The sequence below is a fragment of the Moraxella sp. ZY210820 genome (assembly GCF_030674635.1).
GTDB lineage: Bacteria > Pseudomonadota > Gammaproteobacteria > Pseudomonadales > Moraxellaceae > Acinetobacter.
In genome coordinates this window covers 1,602,750-1,625,665 of record NZ_CP089978.1, presented here as the reverse complement: position 1 = coordinate 1,625,665, position 22,916 = coordinate 1,602,750, and the positions used below count along the sequence as shown (strand labels likewise).

The window sequence follows — 22,916 nt, the reverse complement described above, 5'->3', positions numbered from 1 at the left end:
AGAGGCAAACATGAATGATTTAAAGCAATTTTTAGACCAAAATAAGGCGATTTATAAGCCTGTCAATGATGAGGATATTGTCCAAGCTGAGGTAGAGCTTTCTGTTACGTTCAGTGATGAATATAAGCAATATTTAAAACATATAGGCTTATTTTCTTATGAATCGATTGAAACTTATGGTCTTGGTTTGCCAAATGACTCTTATTTAAATATTGTAAAGAGTACGAAAGAGTTTCGACAAGAATCGAGATTTCAAGATTCATTTGTACCACTATGTGAAATTGGTGATGGACATTATTATATTTATGATAATAATGAATCCAATATTAAAGTGTGGGTTAGTCCAAATGGTGGAGTTTCAAAAAAGATAGGTAGTAATTTAGAAGAGTTTTTATTAAATTTAATAAAAAATTTAGTATAACTCAACATCATTTTTAACAGACTAAGTTAAGTAGTTTTATCCTGTCGTTAAAGATTAAAAATATTGGGGAATTATAATTCCCCAATATTTTTACTTTGATACTGCAACCGAATCAATTCACGAATATCCATTAAAATTTTACCTTTACCAAATACAAATCCCCACGAGCTTCCGCCGAGTTGTCGCCATAAATGTGCAGATTGTAAACCTGCCATCAGCACCGCACGAATGCGATTGGCTTGCTGTTTATCCTGCAACGACTCCGCTACGCCTTTGACCATAATGCGTGGTTTTAGCGTACTCGCTGTGTCTGTATAACATTCCGCCATATTGCCTAATAAACTATTGTGTAAATAATTATAATCAAAAAAAGCGAGTTGGCGAATAGTGTGCTGTTGCATTTGTTCAATGCGTTGTACAAATTCACTACGATGATAGATTTTCTTTTCTAATTGTAATAAAGCAAGGGCATAAACTGTTGGATAATTAGTCTGATTAATATTAGGGAGTTTGGATTTTGGTGCAGTACTAAACGGTTTGGTAATACTATCTTCCAATGCCTTTAATCCGAGTGATAAATGCGATAAGTTTTGGAAATAGAGTAATGGATTTTTATTATCAATCTGACTTGGGCGAATATTTAAACTCGCTTGTACTGAGTGAATAAAATAAGAATGTGCTTTATGTTCGCTATGTGCCACCAACTCGCCATAAGCGAGTAAATGTGCAATTTGAGCTGATTGAAATACACCAGCTAACGCTAAAGTACGTTGTTGGCGTTCGCTCAAAGTGATTTGATTTTGAAATGGCACATTAAACATGATGATATTCCATTATGCTAAATAGCTTGGTAAAGGGGCATTAGTCTGTTGAATAATCCCACCACCCAAGCATATTTCATCAATATAAAATACGCATGATTGCCCAGCTGTTGCGGCTCGTTGTGGCTCATCAAAAACCACACGCACCCCACCATTATCATGTTGATAAATCGTACAATATTGGTCAGGCTGACGATAACGGGTTTTAGCAGTACAGCGTAAACCTTGCTCTGGAATAGCCTGTTCGCCTGCCACCCAATCGACTGTTTGTGTAGTGAGTTCCGTACTTTGCATCAATGGATTGTCATGTCCTTGACCGACTACAAGACGATTATTGGCTAAATCTTTATGCAAGACAAACCAAGCACCTTCTTGAGCGTTTTTCATACCGCCAATGCCAATACCGCCACGTTGCCCAAGCGTATAGTACATTAAACCATTATGCTCACCGATGACTTGCCCATTTTCCAGTACAATTTCGCCTTGTTGTGCAGGCAAATATTGTTTTAAGAAATCATAAAAACGGCGTTCACCAATAAAACAAATACCTGTACTATCTTTCTTTTTCGCTGTGGCTAAATCATATTTTTCAGCGATTTTACGCACTTCTGGCTTTTCCAATTCACCGACAGGGAATAAGGTTTTATTGATTTCTCGACCGTGTACCGCATGTAAAAAATAGCTTTGGTCTTTATTATTATCTAAACCACGCAATAATGGAGCATAGGCTTCGCCACGACTATTGTACATTGTTTCGCCACGTCTTGCATAATGTCCTGTAGCGATAAAATCTGCACCTAAACCAAATTTTGGATTAGTGGCATAATCTAAAAAGGCACGGAATTTAATTTCTTTATTGCACAAAATATCAGGGTTTGGCGTGCGTCCTGCAGAATACTCTGCTAAAAAATATTCAAATACTCTATCCCAATATTCTGCTGAAAAATTGGCAGTATGTAAATGTACGCCTAATTTATCTGCAACCGCTTGGGCATCGGCTAAATCTTCCAATGCTGTACAATATTCCGTGCCATCATCTTCTTCCCAATTTTTCATAAACAAGCCTTCGACTTGATAGCCTTGTTCTAACAATAGGGCAACAGAAACCGAGCTATCAACACCGCCCGACATACCGACAATAACACGTTTTGACATCATTTTTCTCTAAATTTAAACTTGTTGTAATAAAGGTTGTGGGATTAAAAACTGTTCATTAATAATACTTAATGGTAGTTTTTGACCCGATTGATAATCACGAATACATTGCATAACCAAAGGACTGCGTGCTTGTCCTGATTGTTCAATTTCATCAGCAGTGAGCCAATGTACCGCAGTAATATCAGGATCTAAAGCATTTTGACTTTGTTCGATGACTTGACCAATAAAGCAAAAACGATAATAAGTACGGTCAAATGTATTAGGTGGTGTATAGGTATAAATACCTAATAAATCAGTAATTTGAACGTGCCAAGCCGTTTCTTCTAAGGTCTCTCGTACGCAGGCTTGAATTAAACTTTCGCCTGCTTCAATGTGTCCTGCTGGTTGGTTAAATACTTGTGAACCACGTTCTTTAGCGTATTCCTCAACCATCAAAAAACGATTATTTTGCTCTACAACAATCGCAACTGTAACATGAGCCAACCACATGATAAACTCCTTAGATTAGCTTTAGTGATGATGTTTGTGTTTATCACTATGAAATTGTTCATTATGACGAAAGCGTAAATAATTATCAAACTGTTCACAATATTCATCATAATTATCTTCAAGCATGAGTTGAAATTGCTGTAATAGATAATTCATCACTTCAGCTTTGGCATTTCGCATTTCATCGCCATTGGCAAAATTATTGGCGGCTACCCAAGTATTAAAACGTGCGGTAGCAAAAAGCATAGAAGCACTGACTTGTCCACGCAATTCGGCAGGGTTAAAATCAACAGGTGGTGGATTTAAACCTTGATGGGCAGTTTGTGGGCGACAAAAATCATTAGCTTGTTTGATAAATTCATCGGCACGTTCAAAAAAGATTGCATTTTGTGCTTCTTGTTCGGTAATATCGGTTGCGTGGATTTTATCGGTCATAATCGTATTAAATATGTTGAACAATAGGGTATTATACAACAAAATTTATTGCGATGGCTGTTCCATCGGAATTTTAACTAAAATTTTTACCCCTTGTTGATGATATATTTTTTCTGCCAATGCTTGCATTTTATCCAATGTTATGTGTTCTGTTATATTTGGCATTTGTTCAATATATCGACCATCGGCATAACGTTGATAGCTTAAAATTAAACGATTCAGCCATGTTTCAGGTATGTTTAGGCGTTCTTGTTCTTGTTTTTGCAATGTCGCTTTTATGTGTTGTATATCTTGTTCGGTCATTAGATTCGCTAAATTGCTTAAAACTTGTTCTGCTTGTTCAATCATTTGCTGACTTTTTTCGGGGGAAGTGCTAAATTTTAACTCACTTTCAATCTGATGTGATTGTGGATTGAGTGTACTTTCAAAACTTAAACGATAAATGCCTAATTGTTCATCACGCAACACATTTTTTAATTTTTGACTGACAATTGATTTTAACGCAGACACCATCATCGCATCTTGTCCTTGCCAAGTATAGGGCGAGTTTATCCACATTTGAATCTCATGTTTTGGTTCGTTGTGGCTTGCCAAATAGAGAATTTCTCGCTCCGCCTTTGGTGAGAATTTTATCATTTTTGCAGATGTTTGTTGCCGTTCAATCGGTGCAAAATATTGTTGAATGAGCGTTTTCATGATTAATTCATCAGTATTATTGACAATATAATGTACAGTGGGCGTGCGTTGAATTTTTATCCATTGTTGCTGTAAATTATCAGCGTTTAACTGTTGGATTTCTTGCAATGATGGTAAAATATCATCGCCATCGTGTCCAAAACGCAGTTGTGCAATTTGTTGTTGCTGTTTTATATTAGCATTTTGTTGATGAAAACTATGCTCAAGTTGTTGTTTTATCTCATTTAAATCATAATTTTCTAATTTACTATTTTGTAGAGTATAATAAAAATTAAACAATTGGTCTATATTTTTTGTTGGGGTATGTCCAATAAATTTTAATTGTTCAGCTTGATAATCCATGTCAAAACTGATTTGATATTGCTTTTTCCACGCCAGCCATTGTTGATTTGTCCATGCTAATGGTGGATTTTGTTCCATGATTTGACTGGCAATTTGAGCTTGCCAACGATTTAAATCTTGTCGTTGAAAGCCTGCTTGACTAATGGCTTGCCAATAGGTTTTATCTTGAGCAATGGGTGTTTTAAGCCAAACTACGCTATCGCCATTGCTTAATTTCCATTCAAATATTTTCAATTTTGGCTGATAATATTGTTTTATAATTTTACCATGTCGTGCCGACTGTTTAGGTAATTCCACATGACTTACCACTTTAACCGTTTGCGGTTTAGCGATATTTTTTTGAGCAATATGCTGTTTTAATTGTTCAAATTCATCAAGGGTAAAATTGTTAATGTAATACTGATAGGGAGCTTGATATTGCACAATTTGATCGCCACTTTTGAACCATTGTTCTACTTGATGTTGTACATCATCAACTGTAATTTCATCAAGCAAAGGCTGGCTACGTTGGGCAAGTTCTCGTTGTGTAAGATAAGGCTTATCACTGAATAATGTATTGTTCATCACTTGTACCCAACTTTCAAAATCTCGGTCTTCTGTATGTTTTTTGGCTTTATCCAGTTGTGTTTGTATGCTTTGTTTGCTGGAATTTAACTCATCAGTGGTGATAGGAAATTGTTTTAAACGCTCGATTTCGGTGAGTATCTGAGCTAATCCATCACGATGAGCAGTTTTATCAACACTCGCAAAAAAGCCTAATGCAACACTGATTTTACCAATATCAGCTTTGCGAATGGATATATTTTTAATCAGTGAAGATGAATAATGTTCTTGCTGATTTTTTAAGCGTTGAGTAATCCAATCCAATGCAATACGGTCAATCAAACGTTGTTTGCGGGCAGTTTCATGATATTCTCGGTGCAATTTTTCATCAAAACGCAAAATATAGGCGATTTGACTGACTCCACTTTGTTCATCATGTAGTTGATGAAAGCGAATCTGTGGTTTAAGTAATGGCTCATAATAATCTCTATGGGGAAGCTGTTTCGCTGGCAGATGAGCAAATTGTTGTTCGATAATTTTTTGTACATCTGCAACTGCGACATCGCCAATAATCATTAAATGCATATTATTGGGTGCATACCATGTTTGGTAAAATTGTTGTAATTCCTTAGCGGGTAAATGCTTGATGTTATGTTCATTTCCAATAGGTTGATGACGTTCATAACGAGAATGGATACGTACAGATTGTGTCCGCTGAACATTCATACGACTGGCAACGCCCTGATTTCCACGCCATTCTTCTAAAATAATTTGACGTTCTTTATCTAAATCTTGCTCGTTGATATGTGCATGAAATAGCATTTGTTGCAATACACTGAGACTTTTTTCGAGTCCAAAATGCGATGGTGGAGAGAGCATATAAGTTGTACTTTCGTGATTGGTTACCGCATTGTAGTGTTTGGCACGAATCCATTGATTTTCATGAAGATAGGGCATGATGCCATTTGGATATTGTTCAGTAGCACGAAATACTAAATGCTCAACCATGTGAGCGACACCTGCTTGATGTACGTGTTCATCAATCGCTCCTGCGTGGACTTTCATACGAATATCTAGGCGGTTTTTATGCTGATGGAGCGGTAAAATTGTGTAACGTAAGCCATTAGCCAGTTGCCCCGATGTAGGTTGGCTAATTTCTGCCCATACAGATAGGCTATAAAATGGTAAGCTCAGGAGTATAAGTTTAATCAGATTATTCATTCATATTCTCATAAATCAAAGGCTTATTGATTTTACAATAAGCCTATATATCATCAAGCATAAAAGTTTAGAAATTATATGCTACACCAAGCCAAAAATTACGCCCCATTTGGTAACTTACACTTGATGTACTTGAAGTTCCACGATAAGTTGCTATTTTCTTATCGAAAACATTATTTATATCTAAAGTCAATTCTAGGCTTTGATTTTTAAAGGTTGGTTGTTTATAAGTAAAACGCATATTGTAATTAATATGGTCATTAAATTTGGTTTTTTCATACAATGTAGCACGTCCTACATAATCCGCACAAATATTAGCATCATAAAGTGGGCATTCTTGTTGTGTGGTGCTGTAACCCGTATAACCTGCACGATAATCTAAGCGGTGTCCCCAAGTTAAATTTAACTTAGGAAAAGTCATATCAATATCGGCAGTTAAACTCCAAGGAGTATTGTAATCCATTGCGGGTAAATCTTCACGGTTAATCAATTTACCTTCATGAATGGCTTTTAATTCATCTTGAGCATCGGTGGTATCATAGTCATTGGCGGTATTTTGTTTATGCTTAGACCATTGAGCAGATAATGACCAATTTAAATCCATACTGTCAAAAGTAATAGGTGTATGTGGACGGGCTGTTAAAGAAATAGTATCCGATTTAGACCAACCGCTATTGTCCATGATTTGTTCGCCATTTTCATTGCGTGTTTGCGAGCGAGCAAATGATTTTTTAGAATCACGATTAACCCATTTTAAAGTCCACAGTGAATTACCTAATTTTTGAGCGATACCAACATTGATTTCATCGCTATAAGGTGTTGCTAAACCTGTAACATCATGGCTATATTTACTGTTACTGCGTTCTGTAGTTGCACCATCGACCCAATCAGATAAAGTACCATTATGTAGAGTACGATTTTGTCGAGTATAAGTACTAATCCCTTTTTTGAGAGCGTATGAATAGAAACTATTTGAATGATAACGATTCCAACCACCAAATAAGCGAGTATTTTCGTTGTCAAAAATATCAGCAGTAAATGAGAAACGTGGTGAAATTGTGGTGTTTTTCATAAAGTCATCATAGGCAATACGCACGCCTGAAGTGAGTTCAACACGTCCTAATTTAGAAACATTTTCTAAATAACCAGCATAACGATTCATATGAGCAGATACTTGACGAGCAGGATAAAGTAAACGCACGGCACTATATTGTTCGCCTGTGATACAGCCATCATCTTTGGTTTGGCAGATAACTGCCGTATTCCAAATCATATTACCGCCAAGTGATGTCTCGTTAAAACGTTGATATTTTACATCATCACGATAGTATTCCCAACCTGCTTTAAGATGATGTTCACTCGCCCATAAATTGAACGGAGACAATTCATAATCTTGTTTGGCAGTAAATGATTTTTTATCAGTCGCATATTTACCATGACCACCTTGTAAACCTGTTTGTTGTCTTGGTGATGATAAACCAGTTGCCCAAGTAATGACTGAAGATGTTTGTGTACCAAAACGATGATACCAAGGATAATAATGGTCAGCTTCATTGATAACGGTATTTTCATCTTGCTGATAACCAAGCGTGGTTTTGACTTTCCCCCAATCAGCAATATGATTCCAATCCATATTAATACGATACCCACCCCCTGTATTTTCAAAACCGCCATCTTTAATGCCACGTCTAAAAGTTGATGTTGAATGTGGAGCATACATTGCGGTTGCAGAGAGCGTATCGCCACCATCAAATTTATACAGTCCTTTAATGAGATAAGTTTCATTTAAACGTTGTTGGTTACGCCAAGCATTCGCCCAACTTTGATAGGTTGGAATCTCAGATTCTTGACGATTGTATGAAAATAATACACTTGCTTTGTCTGTTAAGGGTTGGTTATAACTTGCGGAATAGAAATTTTTGGTAAATCTAGGTTGATAATAAATAAAATCAGCTTGTTCAAAATTTTCACGAATTTTTTCATCGATATGAAAACTGGTCCAACTATCCCGAGTACTACGCCAAGAAATACGTCCAGATGGTCGTGTAAAATCAGGGTCTTTAATTTTCGCATCAATTACACCACCTGTAAAATTACCATATTTAGCGGAAATATTACTATCAAATACTTCAACTGAATCAATTAAATTACTGTCAATCCACAATGATTGATCGCCACCAGCAGGTAAATCCCACGCATTATTGCCCGATACTAAGTCGCCTAATTTACCTGCTGTACCACTGGTTGCTAGTGGGTCGATGTTATTATTGTTGGATAAGCCATCAATCATAAAGTTATTGTTATAAAATTTTTCGCCGTGAAATGAAACAGTTTCAGGCTCTAATTCACCACCTGCTGTACTGGTATTGGTAGTATTTGAAAATTGTACAGCAGGATTACTTCTTAAAAGTTCAGTTAATGAACCATTTCTGGTTGGTAATTTAGCAATTTGTTCAGCAGTTAAAGTTTGTGTTCCCATTTTTTGACTAAATGGCGTAGCAATAACTTCTATTGTAGTCATGTCTTCAGCTTGAACAGCAGTTTCAGATGTATTTGCATAGCTTGCAGTGCATAAAATTTGCATAATAAGCAAGGCAATAAGACGTTTTTTCATAATAAAACCATGATAAAAGGGAGTAAGAGGAAATAATGAATCGTGAATTATCGAATATTATACATAAAAATAAACTAAATAAACAATATAATGATAGTAATTATTATTTATTTATTTAAATGATTGATTAAAATTTAAGTGTAATATATTGATAATATTAATATTTTATGTGATTATTTATAATTTATAGTATCTCATAGATTTAACATTTTTGTATTTAATATGGGTTCGGCTTAATGATTTATATAACCTATTGAAAGTAAAACAATAAGTAGGGTTGAGTAGCGATTAAAGCTACGCAAGATGCACCATTTCGATGAAAACTTGTAAAAGGTATGTGGTACGCATCTTACCTTCATCTATGTAATTCATATTTTATTGAATATCAAATAGTTATATTTTATAAAACTCCAAACTCACATTATTTATGCTAAGATTTGCAGTTATTTGGATAGTGGATTAGAATAGTGAAATTTATGAGAAGAGAAATTAACTATGCGTTTACATGTTCCATTTATGTTATTGACTACAGCCTTGATAGGATTAAACTCTCCTGTCATGGCTCATGAAGTTGCTCAACAGCAGTACAATATGGTTTCTATTCAAGCGAGTGTGAGTCGTCAAATTGCTAATGATGAAATGCAAGCAACTTTATCGATTGAAAAAACACATAAATCTCCAAGTGAATTAGCCAATCAAATTAATCAATTGATGAACTTTGCGATAGCAACAGCAAAGAAATATCCAACGGTAAAAATTAAAACAGGGCAACAAAGCACCACTCCGATTTATGATGATAACAATCGCAAAATTAAAGATTGGCGTGCTTATGCAAATGTACAGTTAGAAAGCCAAGATATAGAAGCAACCAGTAAACTGATTGCTGAATTACAACAACATTTTCAGCTTGAAAATGTCAATTTTAGTGTATCTGAACAACAGCGTAAAAAAGTAGAAGATGAATTGTTATTAGAAGTGAGTAAAAACTTTCAACATCGTGCTAATCTTATTCGTCAAGCGTGGAATAAATCAAGCTATGATTTAGTTAGTTTTAATGTGGATACGCACAATCAATATATTGCTGTACCGATGATGGCGATGGCATCATCAGCACGTCAGAAAACCATAGCAGATACACAAGAGATGAATGTAGGGGAAAGTACCATTAGTATGAATGCACATGGACAAATTCAGCTTAAATAATAGGCATAGTTGTACAGATAAAGGTAAAATCAATGAGGTTTTACCTTTATTTTTACTTTTAGACTTGATGATATTTTTCAACTAACATTGCATCGCCATAACTAAAGAAACGATATTTTTGTTCAATAGCATGATGATAGGCTTGTAAAATATGCTCTCGTGTGGATAGGGCTGAAACCAACATTAACAATGTCGATTCAGGTAGATGGAAATTGGTAATTAAACTATCAATTACGCCAAATTGATAACTTGGATAAATAAAAATTTGTGTATCACCAGACCAAGCTTTAAGTTGTCCGCCGTGTGCTTGATAAGCACTTTCTACTGCTCGAGTGGCTGTTGTACCTACGGCAATGACACGCTTACCATTATTTTTAGCGTGTAAAATGGTTTCCACGCTTTGCTCAGGTACATCACACCATTCACTATGCATAATATGTTGTTGAATATTGGTGGTGCGTACAGGCATAAATGTACCTGCACCAACATGAAGAGTAACAAAAGCAAATTGAACGCCTTGGTTTTGTAATTTTGTTAATAGTGGTTCATCAAAATGCAAACTTGCGGTTGGAGCAGCAGCACTTGCTAATTTTTCAGGAGAATGAAATACAGTTTGATAACGTTGATTATCGGTATCATCTGCTTCACGGTTAAAATAAGGTGGAATTGGTAATTGTCCAAAATGCTCTAAAACGTTTAAAATATCATCATCAAAATCAACAATAAATAAATTTTCGTGGCGACCTTGTACTGTTAAGCGAATCATGCCTGCAATAAAAATTTCCGTGCCTGCTTTAGGTGCATTACTGGCTTTGATATGACAATAAGCAGTGCGTGAGTTTTGCAAACGTTCAACTAAAATCTCAACTGCTCCACCTGAGGCACGTTTGCCTTTTAAGCGTGCTTTCATGACTTTGGTATCGTTTAAAATGAGTACATCGCCTGCTTGTAAATAATCAATAATATCAATAAATTGTTTATCTTGATAATGTCCATTGGCGTCAATATGTAATAAACGTGAAGCACTACGTTGTTGCAATGGGTAGCGTGCGATTAATTCATCAGGTAAATCGAAACTAAAGTCAGAAAGTTGTAACATAACAATAAATAGTATAAAAAAATAATATGTCATATTAGCATATTTCGCTGTAAAATGTTAAAATTCAACCTATAACATTGTACAAATATTGAGTGATTTTAATGAAGATGGTCAAAAAGAAACTTCCGATTGGAATTCAAACATTTTCTACGATTCGAGAAAATAATGCTTATTATTATGTTGATAAAACGCAAAAAATTATCGAGATGATTAATCAAAGCAATTATATTTTTTTATCACGTCCGAGACGTTTTGGTAAAAGTTTGACTTTGGATACCATTGCGGAATTATTTCTTGCCAATAAATCATTATTTACAGGATTATATGCAGAACAGAATTGGGATTGGGATAGGCAATATCCCGTGATTCGTATCAGTTTTGGTTTTGGTATGGCGGATGAAAATGCAGATTTTCCTACTTTAATGTCGGATTTGTTTAATTTATTGGAACAACAATGGAAACTAGAACATCAACAACAAACCATTACGGGGCGTTTTAAGTCATTGATAGAGCATTGTTATCATACCACAGGGCAAAAAGTGGTGATTTTGATTGATGAATATGATAAACCGATTTTAGATAATTTATCCAATCCTGAAAAAGCGATTTTGGTGCGTAACCAAATGCGAGATTTTTATAGCGTGATTAAAGATAGTGATAAATATATCCGTTTTGCGATGCTGACTGGTGTGTCAAAATTTAGCAAAATTAATTTATTTTCTGGTTTAAATAATTTATTGGATATTACGCTTGAAGAAAATTATTCAGATTTATGTGGTTATACACAAGCTGAATTGGAAAATACCTTTGCGAATGAGTTAGAAGGTGTTGATTTAAAAGAATTAAAATATTGGTACAATGGTTATAATTGGACAGGTGAAAGTGTTTATAATCCATTTGATATTTTATTGTTTTTAAATAGCAATAAAAAATCATTCAAACCTTATTGGATTGAAACAGGCAATGCGACTTTCTTAATTGATAAGTTGATTAATGAACAAGTGGATATTACGCAAATTCGTCATGGTATTACTGACAGTCAAGTGTTGTCGAGTTTTGAAGTGGGTGATATTAGTGCAATAGCACTCTTATTCCAAACAGGATATTTAACTATTGATAAAGTGATTACCAAACCAAGTGTACGTTATACTTTAAAATTTCCTAATCTTGAAGTACAACAAAGTTTAACTCAATCTTTATTACTTCAATATTTATCAAATCAAAATGATACACTCACTTATCAAAGTTCATTATATGATGCCGTGATAGCACATGATTTAGTGCGTGTTCAACAGGTCATTAAAGCCTTTTTTGCTAGTATTCCGCATGATTGGCATCGTAATAATAAAATTGCTCATTATGAAGGTTATTGGGCGAGTGTGTTTTATGCTTTATTTGCGAGTTTAGGATTTACCACAATTACTGAAGATAGTACCAGTCGTGGCAATGTTGATATGACTTTAATGATTGACAATCATGTCTATATTTTTGAATTTAAGGTCATTCGTAGTGAACATAATGAAGCAAGTGGAGTTGCATTAAATCAAATTCAAGCCAAAAACTATGCTGATAAATATCGTGTGGATGGTCATATTATTCATCAAATTGGTGTGGAATTTTACGAACATAGCCGTGAAGTGATGTTTGATATTGTCTAATGATGCGTATTTTTGTATGTAAAATGTGCAATATAGGCTGATGTGTTTAAAAATAAAGCAACTGAATGATTTTATTTAAAATAATACTTGCTAAAAGAAAAAAATAAGTTTAATATATATCACATGCCCGGGTGGTGAAATAGGTAGACACAGGGGATTTAAAATCCCCCGCCCCCAAAGGCGTGCCAGTTCGAGTCTGGCTCCGGGCACCATATTTTTAAAGCTGAACAATAAGTTCAGCTTTTTTGTTTTGAACTTGTGATTAAAATATTAAAAATCCATCAAAATAAATCCGCACAAATACAATATTTTCTATTATAATGGGCAAAATGTGTAGCCAGCCAAATTAATATCATTACGATATTAAATTTAGTCAGTGAGAAAATGTTATGACCGTTATTAAGCAAGAAGATTTTATTCAAAGCATCGCAGATGCTTTTCAATTTATTAGCTATTATCATCCGACCGATTATATTGAAGCATTGGTTGAAGCCTTAGAAAAGGAAGAAAACCCAGCAGCTAAAGATGCGATGACACAAATTTTAGTGAATAGTCGTATGTGTGCTGAAGGAAAGCGTCCTATTTGTCAGGATACTGGTATTGCCACTGTGTTCTTAAAAGTGGGTATGAACGTACAATGGGAAAGTACCATGACTGTGGCTGATATGGTTAATGAAGGTGTACGCCGTGCTTATAATCACCCTGATAATACCTTGCGTGCCTCAGTTTTAGCTGACCCAGCGGGTAAACGTATCAATACTAAAGATAATACGCCAGCAGTTATTCATATGGAAATTGTCGCAGGAGATAAGGTTGAAGTAACTTGTGCTGCAAAAGGTGGCGGCTCTGAAAATAAATCAAAATTGGCTTTATTAAATCCATCAGATAGTATTGTGGATTGGGTGCTTAAAACTATTCCTGAAATGGGTGCAGGTTGGTGTCCACCGGGAATTTTGGGTATTGGTATTGGCGGTACACCAGAGAAAGCAACTTTATTGGCTAAAGAAAGTCTAATGAGTCATATCGATATTCATGAGTTACAAGAAAAAGCAAAATCAGGTGCGGAGTTAAGCACAACTGAAAGCTTACGTTTAGAATTATATGAAAAAGTAAATGCTTTAGGTGTGGGGGCACAAGGTTTAGGTGGTTTAACGACTGTACTTGATGTGAAAATCTTAGACTATCCTACTCATGCAGCTTCTAAACCTGTAGCAATGATTCCAAACTGTGCAGCAACCCGCCATGTGGAATTTGTGCTTGATGGTTCTGGTCCTGTTCATTTAGAACCACCAAGTTTAGATGTATATCCAGACATCACTTATAGTCCAGACAATGGTATTCGTGTGAATGTTGATGAAATTACCAAAGAAGACGTTGCTCAATGGAAAACAGGCGATGTATTATTATTAAGCGGTAAGATTTATACAGGTCGTGATGCAGCACATAAACGTATGGTTGATATGCTAAACCGTGGAGAAAAATTACCTGTTGATTTTACCAATAAGATGATTTATTACGTTGGACCTGTTGATCCTGTGCGTGATGAAGTGGTTGGACCTGCTGGACCGACAACAGCAACACGTATGGATAAATTTACTCGTCAAATGCTTGAATCTACAGGCTTATTAGGTATGATTGGTAAATCTGAACGTGGTAAGGCTGCGTGTGAAGCGATTGCAGATAATAAAGCTGTTTATTTGATGGCGGTTGGTGGTTCTGCGTACCTTGTAGCAAAAGCAATTAAACAAGCAAAAGTTGTTGCTTTTGAGGATTTGGGTATGGAAGCAATTTATGAATTTGAAGTGAAAGATATGCCAGTAACGGTTGCTGTAGATAGTAATGGTGAATCTGTTCATGCAACAGCTCCAAAAATTTGGCAGGCAAAAATTGGTAAAATTCCTGTTGTTGATGCCATGAAGTAAATCATTTTAGATTGATGAAGGATTGTGTTATCATTGATGGCACAATCTTTTTATTTGGAAGTAAATATAATGAAACTGTTAAAAATATTCAGATTTTATTCATGATAAAGCGGATTGCTACATGAAAATGGCATATTGCAATAAAAAATAAACAAAATTCTATTTTTAGCTATTGGTATTCTGTGAGGTCTTGTTTACAATGTAAATAAGTGTAAGATAAAATATAATTTAGATGGATTATATTTTGTCATTAATTGCTATTTGCACCATAGAGGTATTGCAATGAATCAAGAAGAAAAGTTGCCAAAGATTTTAATCGTTGAAGATGATGAACGTTTGGCATTATTAACACAGGATTATTTACGCCGTAATGGTTTAGATGTTGCGATTGAAGTTGATGGGCAACGTGCTATTCGCCGTATTATTAGTGAGCAACCTGATTTGGTGGTGTTAGATGTAATGTTACCAGGTGCTGATGGTTTAACCGTTTGCCGTGAAGTGCGTCCACAATATCATCAACCGATTTTAATGCTTACTGCTCGTACTGAAGATATGGATCAGGTACTTGGTTTGGAAATGGGGGCTGATGATTATGTCGCAAAACCTGTACAACCACGAGTATTATTAGCTCGTATTCGTGCATTACTTCGCCGTACAGATAAAACTGTTGAAGATGAAGTTGCACAGCGTATTGAGTTTGATAATTTAGTGATTGATAATGGTAGTCGTTCTGTAACCTTAGATGGTAATTTAGTTGATTTTACTAGTGCAGAATATGACTTATTATGGTTATTAGCATCAAATGCAGGACGTATTTTATCACGTGAAGATATTTTTGAGCGTTTGCGTGGTATTGAGTACGATGGTCAAGACCGTTCAATCGATGTGCGTATTTCTCGTATTCGTCCAAAAATTGGCGATGACCCAGAAAATCCAAAACGTATTAAAACAGTACGCAGTAAAGGTTATTTATTTGTGCGAGAAGCCAGTAGCTTTTAATTGATTGATTTTGAATGAAAGGTATTTTATGGATTTATTCATTGAATACCTTTTTTGCTATTTTATAGCATGGAAAAATGAAAAAATAAACTTTATAATATGGCGAGATGAAATGATAATGAAGTTGAGTAAACATGATTAAAAATAATATATTTATTCGAATTTACGCAGGATTATTGGTTTTGGTCGTGCTGATTGCATTGGTTTGTTATTTTTTAGTACAAATTATTAATTATTATCGTGTACAAGCCTACCGTGAAGCATTGACAGATGGTATTTCCTATGTTGTTAGTGAGCGTTTATCACATTTAAATAATGAACAAAAGGAGGGTTGGTTATCTGATGCTTCTTATGTAATTGGTTTTCCTTTATATTTTATTCGTCATGAAGAAGCTAATTTATCATATGGAGAAAAAAAACGTATTGAAAATGATAAAGCAGTTGTACGTTATGATGCCCAAGATGGTGCACAAATTATCTTAAGTGTGAAAGACAAGCCCTATCATTATTTAAGTGTGCCGATTAAAGAAATTGGTGAACGTCAGCTGAAGGCTTTAGCAATTTTTATTGTAGATTATCTATCAGAATATCCAAATCAAGAACAACAAAAAGTAGAAGAAATTCGTCCACATTTTTCTTATGATTTGCAAGTGCGAGAAGTAAATGAATTAAATTTAGATGCAGAGCAATTAGGGCGTTTAAAGCGTGATAAAAGTTTATTATTGTATCGTGATAATACGACTGCACATCGTGGCACGATTTCAGTCATTTCTTGGTTGCCTAATCAACCATCAAAAGTGATGATTTTAGGTGAAATCCCAATTTATAGTGCAATGCCATTACAACTTGCGGGTTTTATTACTTTATTAGCAATGGTATTATTAAGTCTTGGTGTGTATGGTTTGATTGTGCCATTAGAACGTCGTGTACATCAGGTAACGGGTGCATTGGATAAAATGCAAAAAGGTGATTTATCTATACGTTTAAATGTAACTGGTGAAGATGAAATGGCGACATTGGCACATAGTTATGACCGTATGGTGGAGCATATTCAACGTTTGATACAAGCTCAACAGGAGCTTATGCGTGCAGTATCGCATGAATTACGTACACCTGTGGCTCGAATTCGTTTTGCGGTACAAATGCTAGAAGACGAAGACGATTTAGAAGCACGTTTATTGCAGGGCGAATTGATTGATAAGGATATTGAAGAGTTAAATAAACTCATTGATGAAATTATGACCTATGCTAAGTTAGAGCAGGGTACGCCTTCATTTGAATTTGAGCAAGTTGTTTTGCATGATTTATTGGAGCAAGTGGGGAATGAAACGCAAGCTTTAAAAACTGGTAAGATTTTAGAGTTGGATTTACCATCTCCTGAATTGTTGGTTCAAGCGGAGTATCGTTATTTGCATCGAGTGGTACAAAATTTGGTTGGAAATGCGGTACGTTATGCGGAATCTAAAGTGCGTATTTCAGGTGGGATTTTAGCTGATGGTCAGGCTTATGTTTGTGTAGAAGATGATGGTGCTGGGATTCCAGAAGAACAACGTCAGCGTATTTTTGAAGCTTTTGCTCGTTTAGATGATAGCCGTACTCGTGCATCAGGTGGTTATGGTTTGGGGTTGTCGATTGTGGCTCGTATTGCGTATTGGTTTGGTGGTTCGGTTACAGTTGATGAAAGTCCAATTTTAGGTGGGGCGAGATTTATCATGAAATGGTCGATTGAACAAGCTAAAAAAGTGCAAGGAAATTCAAATGAAAAAAATGGATAAGCAAAAAGTTGCTACAAGACTTGAATATATTCAGGGGAATTTTTGTGGGAAGTTTATGCTTATTCTGATGATTTAACCCTCAAATTTTTAGATGCTTTTGTTAAAAGTCATCACTGGTAGATTGTTTGCTTTAATTAAACCATTTTTATCCGCTCATGTTTGTAAATGACTTAAATTTACATTGGGAATAATTAAAGTGTGGTTTTGAATTAAAGTAGTTATTCCCATTCTTTGTTCTTAATATATTTATCATCATATTCACTATCTAAACATTTTAAATTTGTCAATTATTCTAAGCATAAATGATGCTCTATGTTTATGCTTGAATTATGAAGTCAAACATATAAAAACAGATTTTATCTACGACTAAAGTCTATAGTGAAAAATAAAAATCACACATTAGATTAAAAAATAATCTTTGAAATGTGAAAAGCGTGAGTCAAGGTGCTAGCAGAAAATAGGTAAAATAGGTTAAAATATAAAGAGTTTTTTTATGTGTTTTGGTTAAGTATTATTTTAGGCGAACCCGAAACCAAACATATTCTTTTTATAATGGGCTGCCAGGAGCTATCCCCGCATGAATGCCATTACTTCTTATGATTGGGCAATCATTGTTTTTGTATGTATTGTTGCTTTTCTATGTGTCTTTATGCTGACTGTACCTTTGTTATTGGGTGGTAAGTCATGGGGGCGTGCTAAGCAAGAACAATTTGAATCAGGTGTTGTGAGTGCTGGTGGCGCTCGCATTCGTTTGTCTGCAAAATTCTATCTTGTCGCAATTTTCTTTGTTGTATTTGACCTTGAGGCTTTATATTTATATGCTTGGGCAACTTCTGTACGTGAAGTGGGGTGGATTGGCTTCACGGCAGCGACCATTTTTATTTTAATTTTATTTGTTGGTTTGCTTTATGAATTATCAACAGGTGCATTGAATTGGTCTCCAAGTGATAAGCGTAAAGCACAAGGTATTAAACCAAAAATTGGTTCTCCAAAAATGGATATTGCTGAAATTACTCGTTTTAATTCCATCGAAGAATTAGTAACCGACCCTACAGGGCAAATCCCTGCACAATGTTCTGGTCGTGTTAAAGATAAAACGCAAGATTAAGTTTAAGGAAATTGTCAGATGAAATACACTTTAACACGAGCAAATCCCAATGCTGAACAGTATCCAATGCAAGACCGTCTGATTGTAACAGACCCATTGGAAGAAGAAGTCAATCGCAATGTCTTTATGACTCGCCTAGAAGATTTGGCTCATACTGCGGTAAACTGGGGACGTAAAAATTCATTGTGGCCATTTAACTTTGGTACATCGTGCTGTTATGTAGAATATGCAACCACTTTAACAGGTGTACACGATTTATCTCGTTTTGGTGGTGAGGTAATTCGTGCATCGCCACGTCAAGCAGATGTGATGATTGTTGCAGGTACTTGCTTTATTAAAATGGCACCTGTTATTCAACGTCTCTACGAACAAATGTTAGAACCAAAATGGGTAATCTCAATGGGTGCTTGTGCTAACTCGGGTGGTATGTACGATATTTACTCAGTGGTGCAAGGTGTGGATAAAATTATCCCTGTTGATGTTTATATCCCGGGTTGCCCGCCACGTCCAGAAGCACTTATTCAGGCGATTTTAGTATTACAAAAACAAATTCAACTTGAACGCCGTCCATTATCAGCCGTGATTGGTGAAGATATGAAACCAATCTATAAGCCAAAGATGATGCCTGAACGAGACCGTAAAAATGCAGAACGTATGGCAGTGAAAAACTTACGTTCGATGGACGAAATTAAATAAGCTGATGATAATTCGCCCTTTGCCGTTATCATTGTGTTAAACCGAATTTATTTTTGAAATAGGAAGCCAACAATGGCTGAAACAGAAACAGCTATGCCAGAATCGCCAGAAGTCGATTCCCGCCCAGCATTTGCCATTATAGAAGAGCTGAAAGCCAAATTTGGCGACACCTTCTATGTGCAAACCACTTGCGAAAACTTCCCAACCATTTGGGTAGAGCGTCAAAGTGTGCAAGACGTGTTGATGTTTTTGCGTACCGTTGCACGCCCTTATGTGATGTTGTTTGACTTATCTGCGATGGACGAGCGTTTACGTGTGCATCGTGATGGTTTACCACCATCTGACTTTACCGTATTTTATCATTTGCTTTCTATTGAGCGTAATAGTGATATTCGTGTCAAAGTTGCATTAAATGAGTCAGACTTAAATATCCCAACTGCAACCAATATTTGGCCAAACGCGAACTGGTATGAGCGTGAAGCCTATGATATGTTTGGTATCAATTTTGAAGGACATCCAATGCTCCGCCGAATTTTGTTACCAACCTATTGGGAAGGTCATCCATTGCGTAAAGAATATTCTGCTCGTGCAACAGAATATACGCCATATATGCAAAACCAAGCGAAGCAAGACTTTGAACAAGAGCATTTACGTTTTGTGCCTGAAGATTGGGGCTTAAAACGTGGCAATGACGATGAAGACTTCATGTTCTTGAACTTGGGTCCGAACCACCCATCGGCTCACGGTGCGTTCCGTGTGGTATTACAGCTTGATGGTGAAGAGGTTAAGGATTGTGTGCCTGATATTGGTTATCACCATCGTGGTGTAGAGAAGATGGCGGAGCGTCAAACATGGCATTCGTTCATTCCTTATACTGACCGTGTGGATTATTTGGGTGGTTCTGCACAAAACATGCCATATGTGATGGCAGTTGAGCAGTTAGCAGGGATTCAAGTTCCGCCACGTGCTCAAGTGATTCGTATCATGTTGGCAGAATTATTCCGTATGAGTAACCATTTGGTGTTCATCGGTACAGCAATTCAAGATGCTGGTGGTATGACGCCAATTTTCTATATGTTTGCCGACCGTCAAAAAATCTTTGATATTGTTGAAGCAATTACAGGTTATCGTTTACACCCATCTTGGTTCCGTATTGGTGGTACTGCTCATGATTTACCAAATGGCTGGCATAAATTAGTCAAAGAATTATTAGACTGGATGCCAAAACGTTTAGATGAATATCATACCGCTGCATTGAAAAACTCAGTATTTATTGGACGTACCCGCAATGTTGCTCAATATGATGCAAAATCAGCATTGGCATGGGGGGTAACAGGTACAGGTTTGCGTGCGACAGGTATTCCATTTGATGTGCGTAAATCTCGTCCGTATGGTGGTTATGAAAACTTTGATTTTGAAGTGCCTGTCGAATATGAAGGCGATGCATATGCCCGAGTAATGGTGCATTTCCATGAAATCAAAGAATCATTAAAAATTATCAAACAATGTTTAGATCATATGCCATCAGGTGCATATAAGGCCGACCACCCACTTGCAGTTCCACCACCTAAAGATAAGACTCTACAAGATATTGAAACTTTGATTACACACTTCTTAAGTGTATCATGGGGACCTGTGATGCCTGCTGGTGAATCTGCATTTATGGCAGAAGTGGTGAAAGGGGCGAGTACTTATTACGTAACGTCTGATAAATCAACGATGAGTTATCGTACGCGTATTCGTACACCAACATTCACACATTTACAGCAAATTCCGTCAGTGATTAATGGTAGTTTGGTATCAGACTTGATTATTTATTTGGCAACCATTGACGTGGTTATGGCTGACGTGGACCGCTAGGGGTATTTTATTATGATGATTTTGACTGATAAAAAGCCACGAGTGAATGTCGAAGGTATTTTAACGGCTGATGAATTGCATGAAATTGACCATTACATTCATCACTATCCTTATCCTCGTGCTGCCTGTTTAGATGCGTTAAAGATTGTACAACGCCGTAACGGTTGGATTGATGATGCTCAACTCAATGCAATTGCTCAAGTTTTAGGTATGAGTGTTGCTGATTTGGAAGGTGTCGCTACGTTTTATAATCGTATTTATCGCCGTCCTGTGGGTCGCCATGTGATTTTATTGTGCGATTCGATTGCGTGTTTCTTAATGGGTGCTGAAACTTTAGCAGAAGCCTTCCAACGTGAGCTTGGTATTCAATTTGGACAAACCACTGCTGATGGACGTTTTACCTTATTGCCGATTTGCTGTTTGGGCAATTGCGATAAAGGTCCAACACTCATGATTGATGAAGATACGCATGGTCTGGTTGAAGTCAGTTCAATCAAGCAGTTATTGGAGAAGTATGTATGAACCAACAACCAATTCCAATTTATGGTGATGGTAATCCAGAAACTCACCCATTAACATGGCGATTAAGTAAGCATGATTATGTGCATGCCATTGAAGATTATGAAGCACTTGATGGCTATGCAGGCTTTAAAAAGGCTGTATCAATGTCGCCGAAAGATGTGCTTGAAGTCGTCAAAGGTGCAACGGTTAAAGGTCGTGGAGGTGCAGGTTTCCCTGCAGGTATCAAGTGGTCATTAATGGCACCCAATGATAACAGTGGGCCTCGTTATCTCATTTGTAATGCTGATGAGATGGAACCAGGGACATTCAAAGACCGTCTATTGATGGAGCGTTTGCCACATCAACTGATTGAAGGTATGTTGATTGCAGGTTATACGTTAGAGGCAACTCAAGGTTACATTTTTATTCGTGGTGAATACATTGAGGCAGCTAAATATCTTAATGAAGCTTTAGAGCAATGTCGTGCTAAAGGCTATTTGGGTGAAAATATTCTAGGTACAGGTTGGAATTTTGAACTCCATGTACATACAGGAGCGGGACGTTATATTTGCGGTGAAGAAACTGCATTGATTAACTCACTGGAAGGTCGCCGTGCTAATCCACGTACTAAACCACCATTTCCACAAGTGGCTGGTGCTTGGGGACGTCCAACTATCGTCAATAATGTAGAAACCTACAATAATTTACCTGCTATTTTATTACGTGGTGCAGAGTGGTATATCAATTTATCTGCACATAAATCTAAAGACCCGGGTACAAAAATTTATGGTGCATCTGGTAAGGTGCGTTTTCCGGGTTTATGGGAATTGCCTTTTGGTACAACAGCTCGTGAAGTGATTGAAGAACATGCTGGCGGTATGCGTGATGGTTTAAAGCTCAAAGCGTGGTTGCCGGGTGGTGCATCAACAGACTTCTTAACCGAAGAGCATATTGATTTACCAATGGATGCAGAAAGTATTATGAAAGCAGGTTCTCGTTTAGGAACATGTTTGTTGATGGTGGTTGATGAAACACAATGTATGGTGTCTTTAACTCGCAATTTAGAAGAGTTCTTCGCACGTGAATCATGTGGTTGGTGCACACCATGCCGTGATGGTTTACCGTGGAGTGTCAAAGCACTTAAAGCGATTGAAGATGGTGAAGGCAAGATGGAAGATATTCAACATTTGCAAGAACTGACTAAAAAATTGTGGATTGGTAAGACGTTCTGTGCTCATGCTCCGGGTGCAATGGAGCCTTTACAGAGTGCATTAAAATATTTCCGTCATGAGTTTGAAGCAAAGGTTACGGATAAACCAACTCAAACATCAGCGGAACAAGTGTAAGGAATTCGT

At 36.4% G+C, this 22,916-nt stretch carries 18 protein-coding genes and 1 tRNA gene; 12 read left to right on the top strand and 7 right to left on the bottom strand.

Features of this window, described 5'->3' with window-relative positions:
* The first annotated feature begins 10 nt into the window (after positions 1-10).
* A complete protein-coding gene (locus LU301_RS08050) occupies positions 11-421 on the top strand; it encodes an SMI1/KNR4 family protein (RefSeq protein ID WP_305269591.1) in 411 nt (136 codons plus the stop codon).
* Between the two features lie 71 nt (positions 422-492).
* Here LU301_RS08050 and LU301_RS08045 read toward each other — a convergent pair whose 3' ends face one another.
* The 6 genes from LU301_RS08045 to LU301_RS08020 all read right to left on the bottom strand — a co-directional run bounded on the left by LU301_RS08045 (position 493) and on the right by LU301_RS08020 (position 8,740).
* Entirely contained in the window at positions 493-1,242 is a 750-nt protein-coding gene (locus LU301_RS08045) for a lysogenization protein HflD (protein WP_305269590.1), read from the bottom strand.
* Between the two features lie 12 nt (positions 1,243-1,254).
* Entirely contained in the window at positions 1,255-2,397 is a 1,143-nt protein-coding gene (mnmA, locus tag LU301_RS08040; RefSeq protein ID WP_305269588.1) for a tRNA 2-thiouridine(34) synthase MnmA, read from the bottom strand.
* A 15-nt stretch (positions 2,398-2,412) separates the two neighbouring features.
* Entirely contained in the window at positions 2,413-2,889 is a 477-nt protein-coding gene (locus LU301_RS08035) for an NUDIX hydrolase (RefSeq protein ID WP_305269585.1), read from the bottom strand.
* Between the two features lie 21 nt (positions 2,890-2,910).
* A complete protein-coding gene (locus tag LU301_RS08030) occupies positions 2,911-3,324 on the bottom strand; it encodes a DUF3144 domain-containing protein (protein ID WP_305269583.1) in 414 nt (137 codons plus the stop codon).
* Between the two features lie 45 nt (positions 3,325-3,369).
* Positions 3,370-6,126: a M16 family metallopeptidase gene (locus tag LU301_RS08025; RefSeq protein WP_305269581.1), complete on the bottom strand. Its 2,757-nt coding sequence runs from the start codon at positions 6,124-6,126 to the stop codon at positions 3,370-3,372.
* Positions 6,127-6,193: 67 nt separating this feature from the next.
* Positions 6,194-8,740: a TonB-dependent receptor plug domain-containing protein gene (locus LU301_RS08020; RefSeq protein WP_305269578.1), complete on the bottom strand. Its 2,547-nt coding sequence runs from the start codon at positions 8,738-8,740 to the stop codon at positions 6,194-6,196.
* 495 nt (positions 8,741-9,235) lie between these two features.
* Between LU301_RS08020 and LU301_RS08015 the strand changes: the two genes are divergently transcribed.
* The gene (locus LU301_RS08015) at positions 9,236-9,943 is read left to right on the top strand and encodes an SIMPL domain-containing protein (protein ID WP_305269576.1); all 708 of its coding nucleotides are present in this window, start codon (positions 9,236-9,238) and stop codon (positions 9,941-9,943) included.
* 58 nt (positions 9,944-10,001) lie between these two features.
* Here LU301_RS08015 and queA read toward each other — a convergent pair whose 3' ends face one another.
* The gene (gene queA / locus LU301_RS08010; RefSeq protein ID WP_305269573.1) at positions 10,002-11,042 is read right to left on the bottom strand and encodes a tRNA preQ1(34) S-adenosylmethionine ribosyltransferase-isomerase QueA; all 1,041 of its coding nucleotides are present in this window, start codon (positions 11,040-11,042) and stop codon (positions 10,002-10,004) included.
* Between the two features lie 101 nt (positions 11,043-11,143).
* Here queA and LU301_RS08005 point away from each other — a divergent pair, with 101 nt between their 5' ends.
* The 10 genes from LU301_RS08005 (at position 11,144) to nuoF (ending at position 22,907) form a co-directional block, all read left to right on the top strand.
* A complete protein-coding gene (locus LU301_RS08005) occupies positions 11,144-12,700 on the top strand; it encodes an ATP-binding protein (RefSeq protein WP_305269571.1) in 1,557 nt (518 codons plus the stop codon).
* A 125-nt stretch (positions 12,701-12,825) separates the two neighbouring features.
* A tRNA-Leu gene (locus tag LU301_RS08000) sits at positions 12,826-12,912 on the top strand.
* Positions 12,913-13,089: 177 nt separating this feature from the next.
* Entirely contained in the window at positions 13,090-14,622 is a 1,533-nt protein-coding gene (locus tag LU301_RS07995) for a fumarate hydratase (RefSeq protein ID WP_305269569.1), read from the top strand.
* Between the two features lie 282 nt (positions 14,623-14,904).
* Positions 14,905-15,621, top strand: a complete 717-nt coding sequence (locus LU301_RS07990) for a response regulator (protein WP_305269565.1) — start codon at positions 14,905-14,907, stop codon at positions 15,619-15,621.
* Positions 15,622-15,755: 134 nt separating this feature from the next.
* A complete protein-coding gene (locus LU301_RS07985) occupies positions 15,756-17,396 on the top strand; it encodes an ATP-binding protein (RefSeq protein WP_305269562.1) in 1,641 nt (546 codons plus the stop codon).
* A 577-nt stretch (positions 17,397-17,973) separates the two neighbouring features.
* A complete protein-coding gene (locus LU301_RS07980) occupies positions 17,974-18,504 on the top strand; it encodes an NADH-quinone oxidoreductase subunit A (RefSeq protein WP_305269559.1) in 531 nt (176 codons plus the stop codon).
* An 18-nt stretch (positions 18,505-18,522) separates the two neighbouring features.
* Positions 18,523-19,200, top strand: a complete 678-nt coding sequence (locus LU301_RS07975) for a NuoB/complex I 20 kDa subunit family protein (protein WP_305269556.1) — start codon at positions 18,523-18,525, stop codon at positions 19,198-19,200.
* Positions 19,201-19,272: 72 nt separating this feature from the next.
* The gene (gene nuoC, locus LU301_RS07970) at positions 19,273-21,060 is read left to right on the top strand and encodes an NADH-quinone oxidoreductase subunit C/D (RefSeq protein WP_305269554.1); all 1,788 of its coding nucleotides are present in this window, start codon (positions 19,273-19,275) and stop codon (positions 21,058-21,060) included.
* A gap of 12 nt (positions 21,061-21,072) precedes the next feature.
* Positions 21,073-21,582, top strand: coding sequence for an NADH-quinone oxidoreductase subunit NuoE (nuoE, locus tag LU301_RS07965; RefSeq protein WP_305269551.1), 510 nt, complete (start codon positions 21,073-21,075; stop codon positions 21,580-21,582).
* The gene (nuoF, locus tag LU301_RS07960) at positions 21,579-22,907 is read left to right on the top strand and encodes an NADH-quinone oxidoreductase subunit NuoF (protein WP_305269546.1); all 1,329 of its coding nucleotides are present in this window, start codon (positions 21,579-21,581) and stop codon (positions 22,905-22,907) included. Before nuoE ends, nuoF begins: the two co-directional genes overlap by 4 nt.
* The last annotated feature ends 9 nt before the right edge of the window (positions 22,908-22,916 follow it).

Coding starts and splice junctions, on each gene's coding strand:
- LU301_RS08050 (WP_305269591.1), top strand. CDS start 11: ATGAATGATTTAAAGCAATTTTTAGACCAAAATAAGGCGATTTATAAG.
- LU301_RS08045 (WP_305269590.1), bottom strand. CDS start 1,242: ATGTTTAATGTGCCATTTCAAAATCAAATCACTTTGAGCGAACGCCAA.
- mnmA (WP_305269588.1), bottom strand. CDS start 2,397: ATGTCAAAACGTGTTATTGTCGGTATGTCGGGCGGTGTTGATAGCTCG.
- LU301_RS08035 (WP_305269585.1), bottom strand. CDS start 2,889: ATGTGGTTGGCTCATGTTACAGTTGCGATTGTTGTAGAGCAAAATAAT.
- LU301_RS08030 (WP_305269583.1), bottom strand. CDS start 3,324: ATGACCGATAAAATCCACGCAACCGATATTACCGAACAAGAAGCACAA.
- LU301_RS08025 (WP_305269581.1), bottom strand. CDS start 6,126: ATGAATAATCTGATTAAACTTATACTCCTGAGCTTACCATTTTATAGC.
- LU301_RS08020 (WP_305269578.1), bottom strand. CDS start 8,740: ATGAAAAAACGTCTTATTGCCTTGCTTATTATGCAAATTTTATGCACT.
- LU301_RS08015 (WP_305269576.1), top strand. CDS start 9,236: ATGCGTTTACATGTTCCATTTATGTTATTGACTACAGCCTTGATAGGA.
- queA (WP_305269573.1), bottom strand. CDS start 11,042: ATGTTACAACTTTCTGACTTTAGTTTCGATTTACCTGATGAATTAATC.
- LU301_RS08005 (WP_305269571.1), top strand. CDS start 11,144: ATGAAGATGGTCAAAAAGAAACTTCCGATTGGAATTCAAACATTTTCT.
- LU301_RS07995 (WP_305269569.1), top strand. CDS start 13,090: ATGACCGTTATTAAGCAAGAAGATTTTATTCAAAGCATCGCAGATGCT.
- LU301_RS07990 (WP_305269565.1), top strand. CDS start 14,905: ATGAATCAAGAAGAAAAGTTGCCAAAGATTTTAATCGTTGAAGATGAT.
- LU301_RS07985 (WP_305269562.1), top strand. CDS start 15,756: ATGATTAAAAATAATATATTTATTCGAATTTACGCAGGATTATTGGTT.
- LU301_RS07980 (WP_305269559.1), top strand. CDS start 17,974: ATGAATGCCATTACTTCTTATGATTGGGCAATCATTGTTTTTGTATGT.
- LU301_RS07975 (WP_305269556.1), top strand. CDS start 18,523: ATGAAATACACTTTAACACGAGCAAATCCCAATGCTGAACAGTATCCA.
- nuoC (WP_305269554.1), top strand. CDS start 19,273: ATGGCTGAAACAGAAACAGCTATGCCAGAATCGCCAGAAGTCGATTCC.
- nuoE (WP_305269551.1), top strand. CDS start 21,073: ATGATGATTTTGACTGATAAAAAGCCACGAGTGAATGTCGAAGGTATT.
- nuoF (WP_305269546.1), top strand. CDS start 21,579: ATGAACCAACAACCAATTCCAATTTATGGTGATGGTAATCCAGAAACT.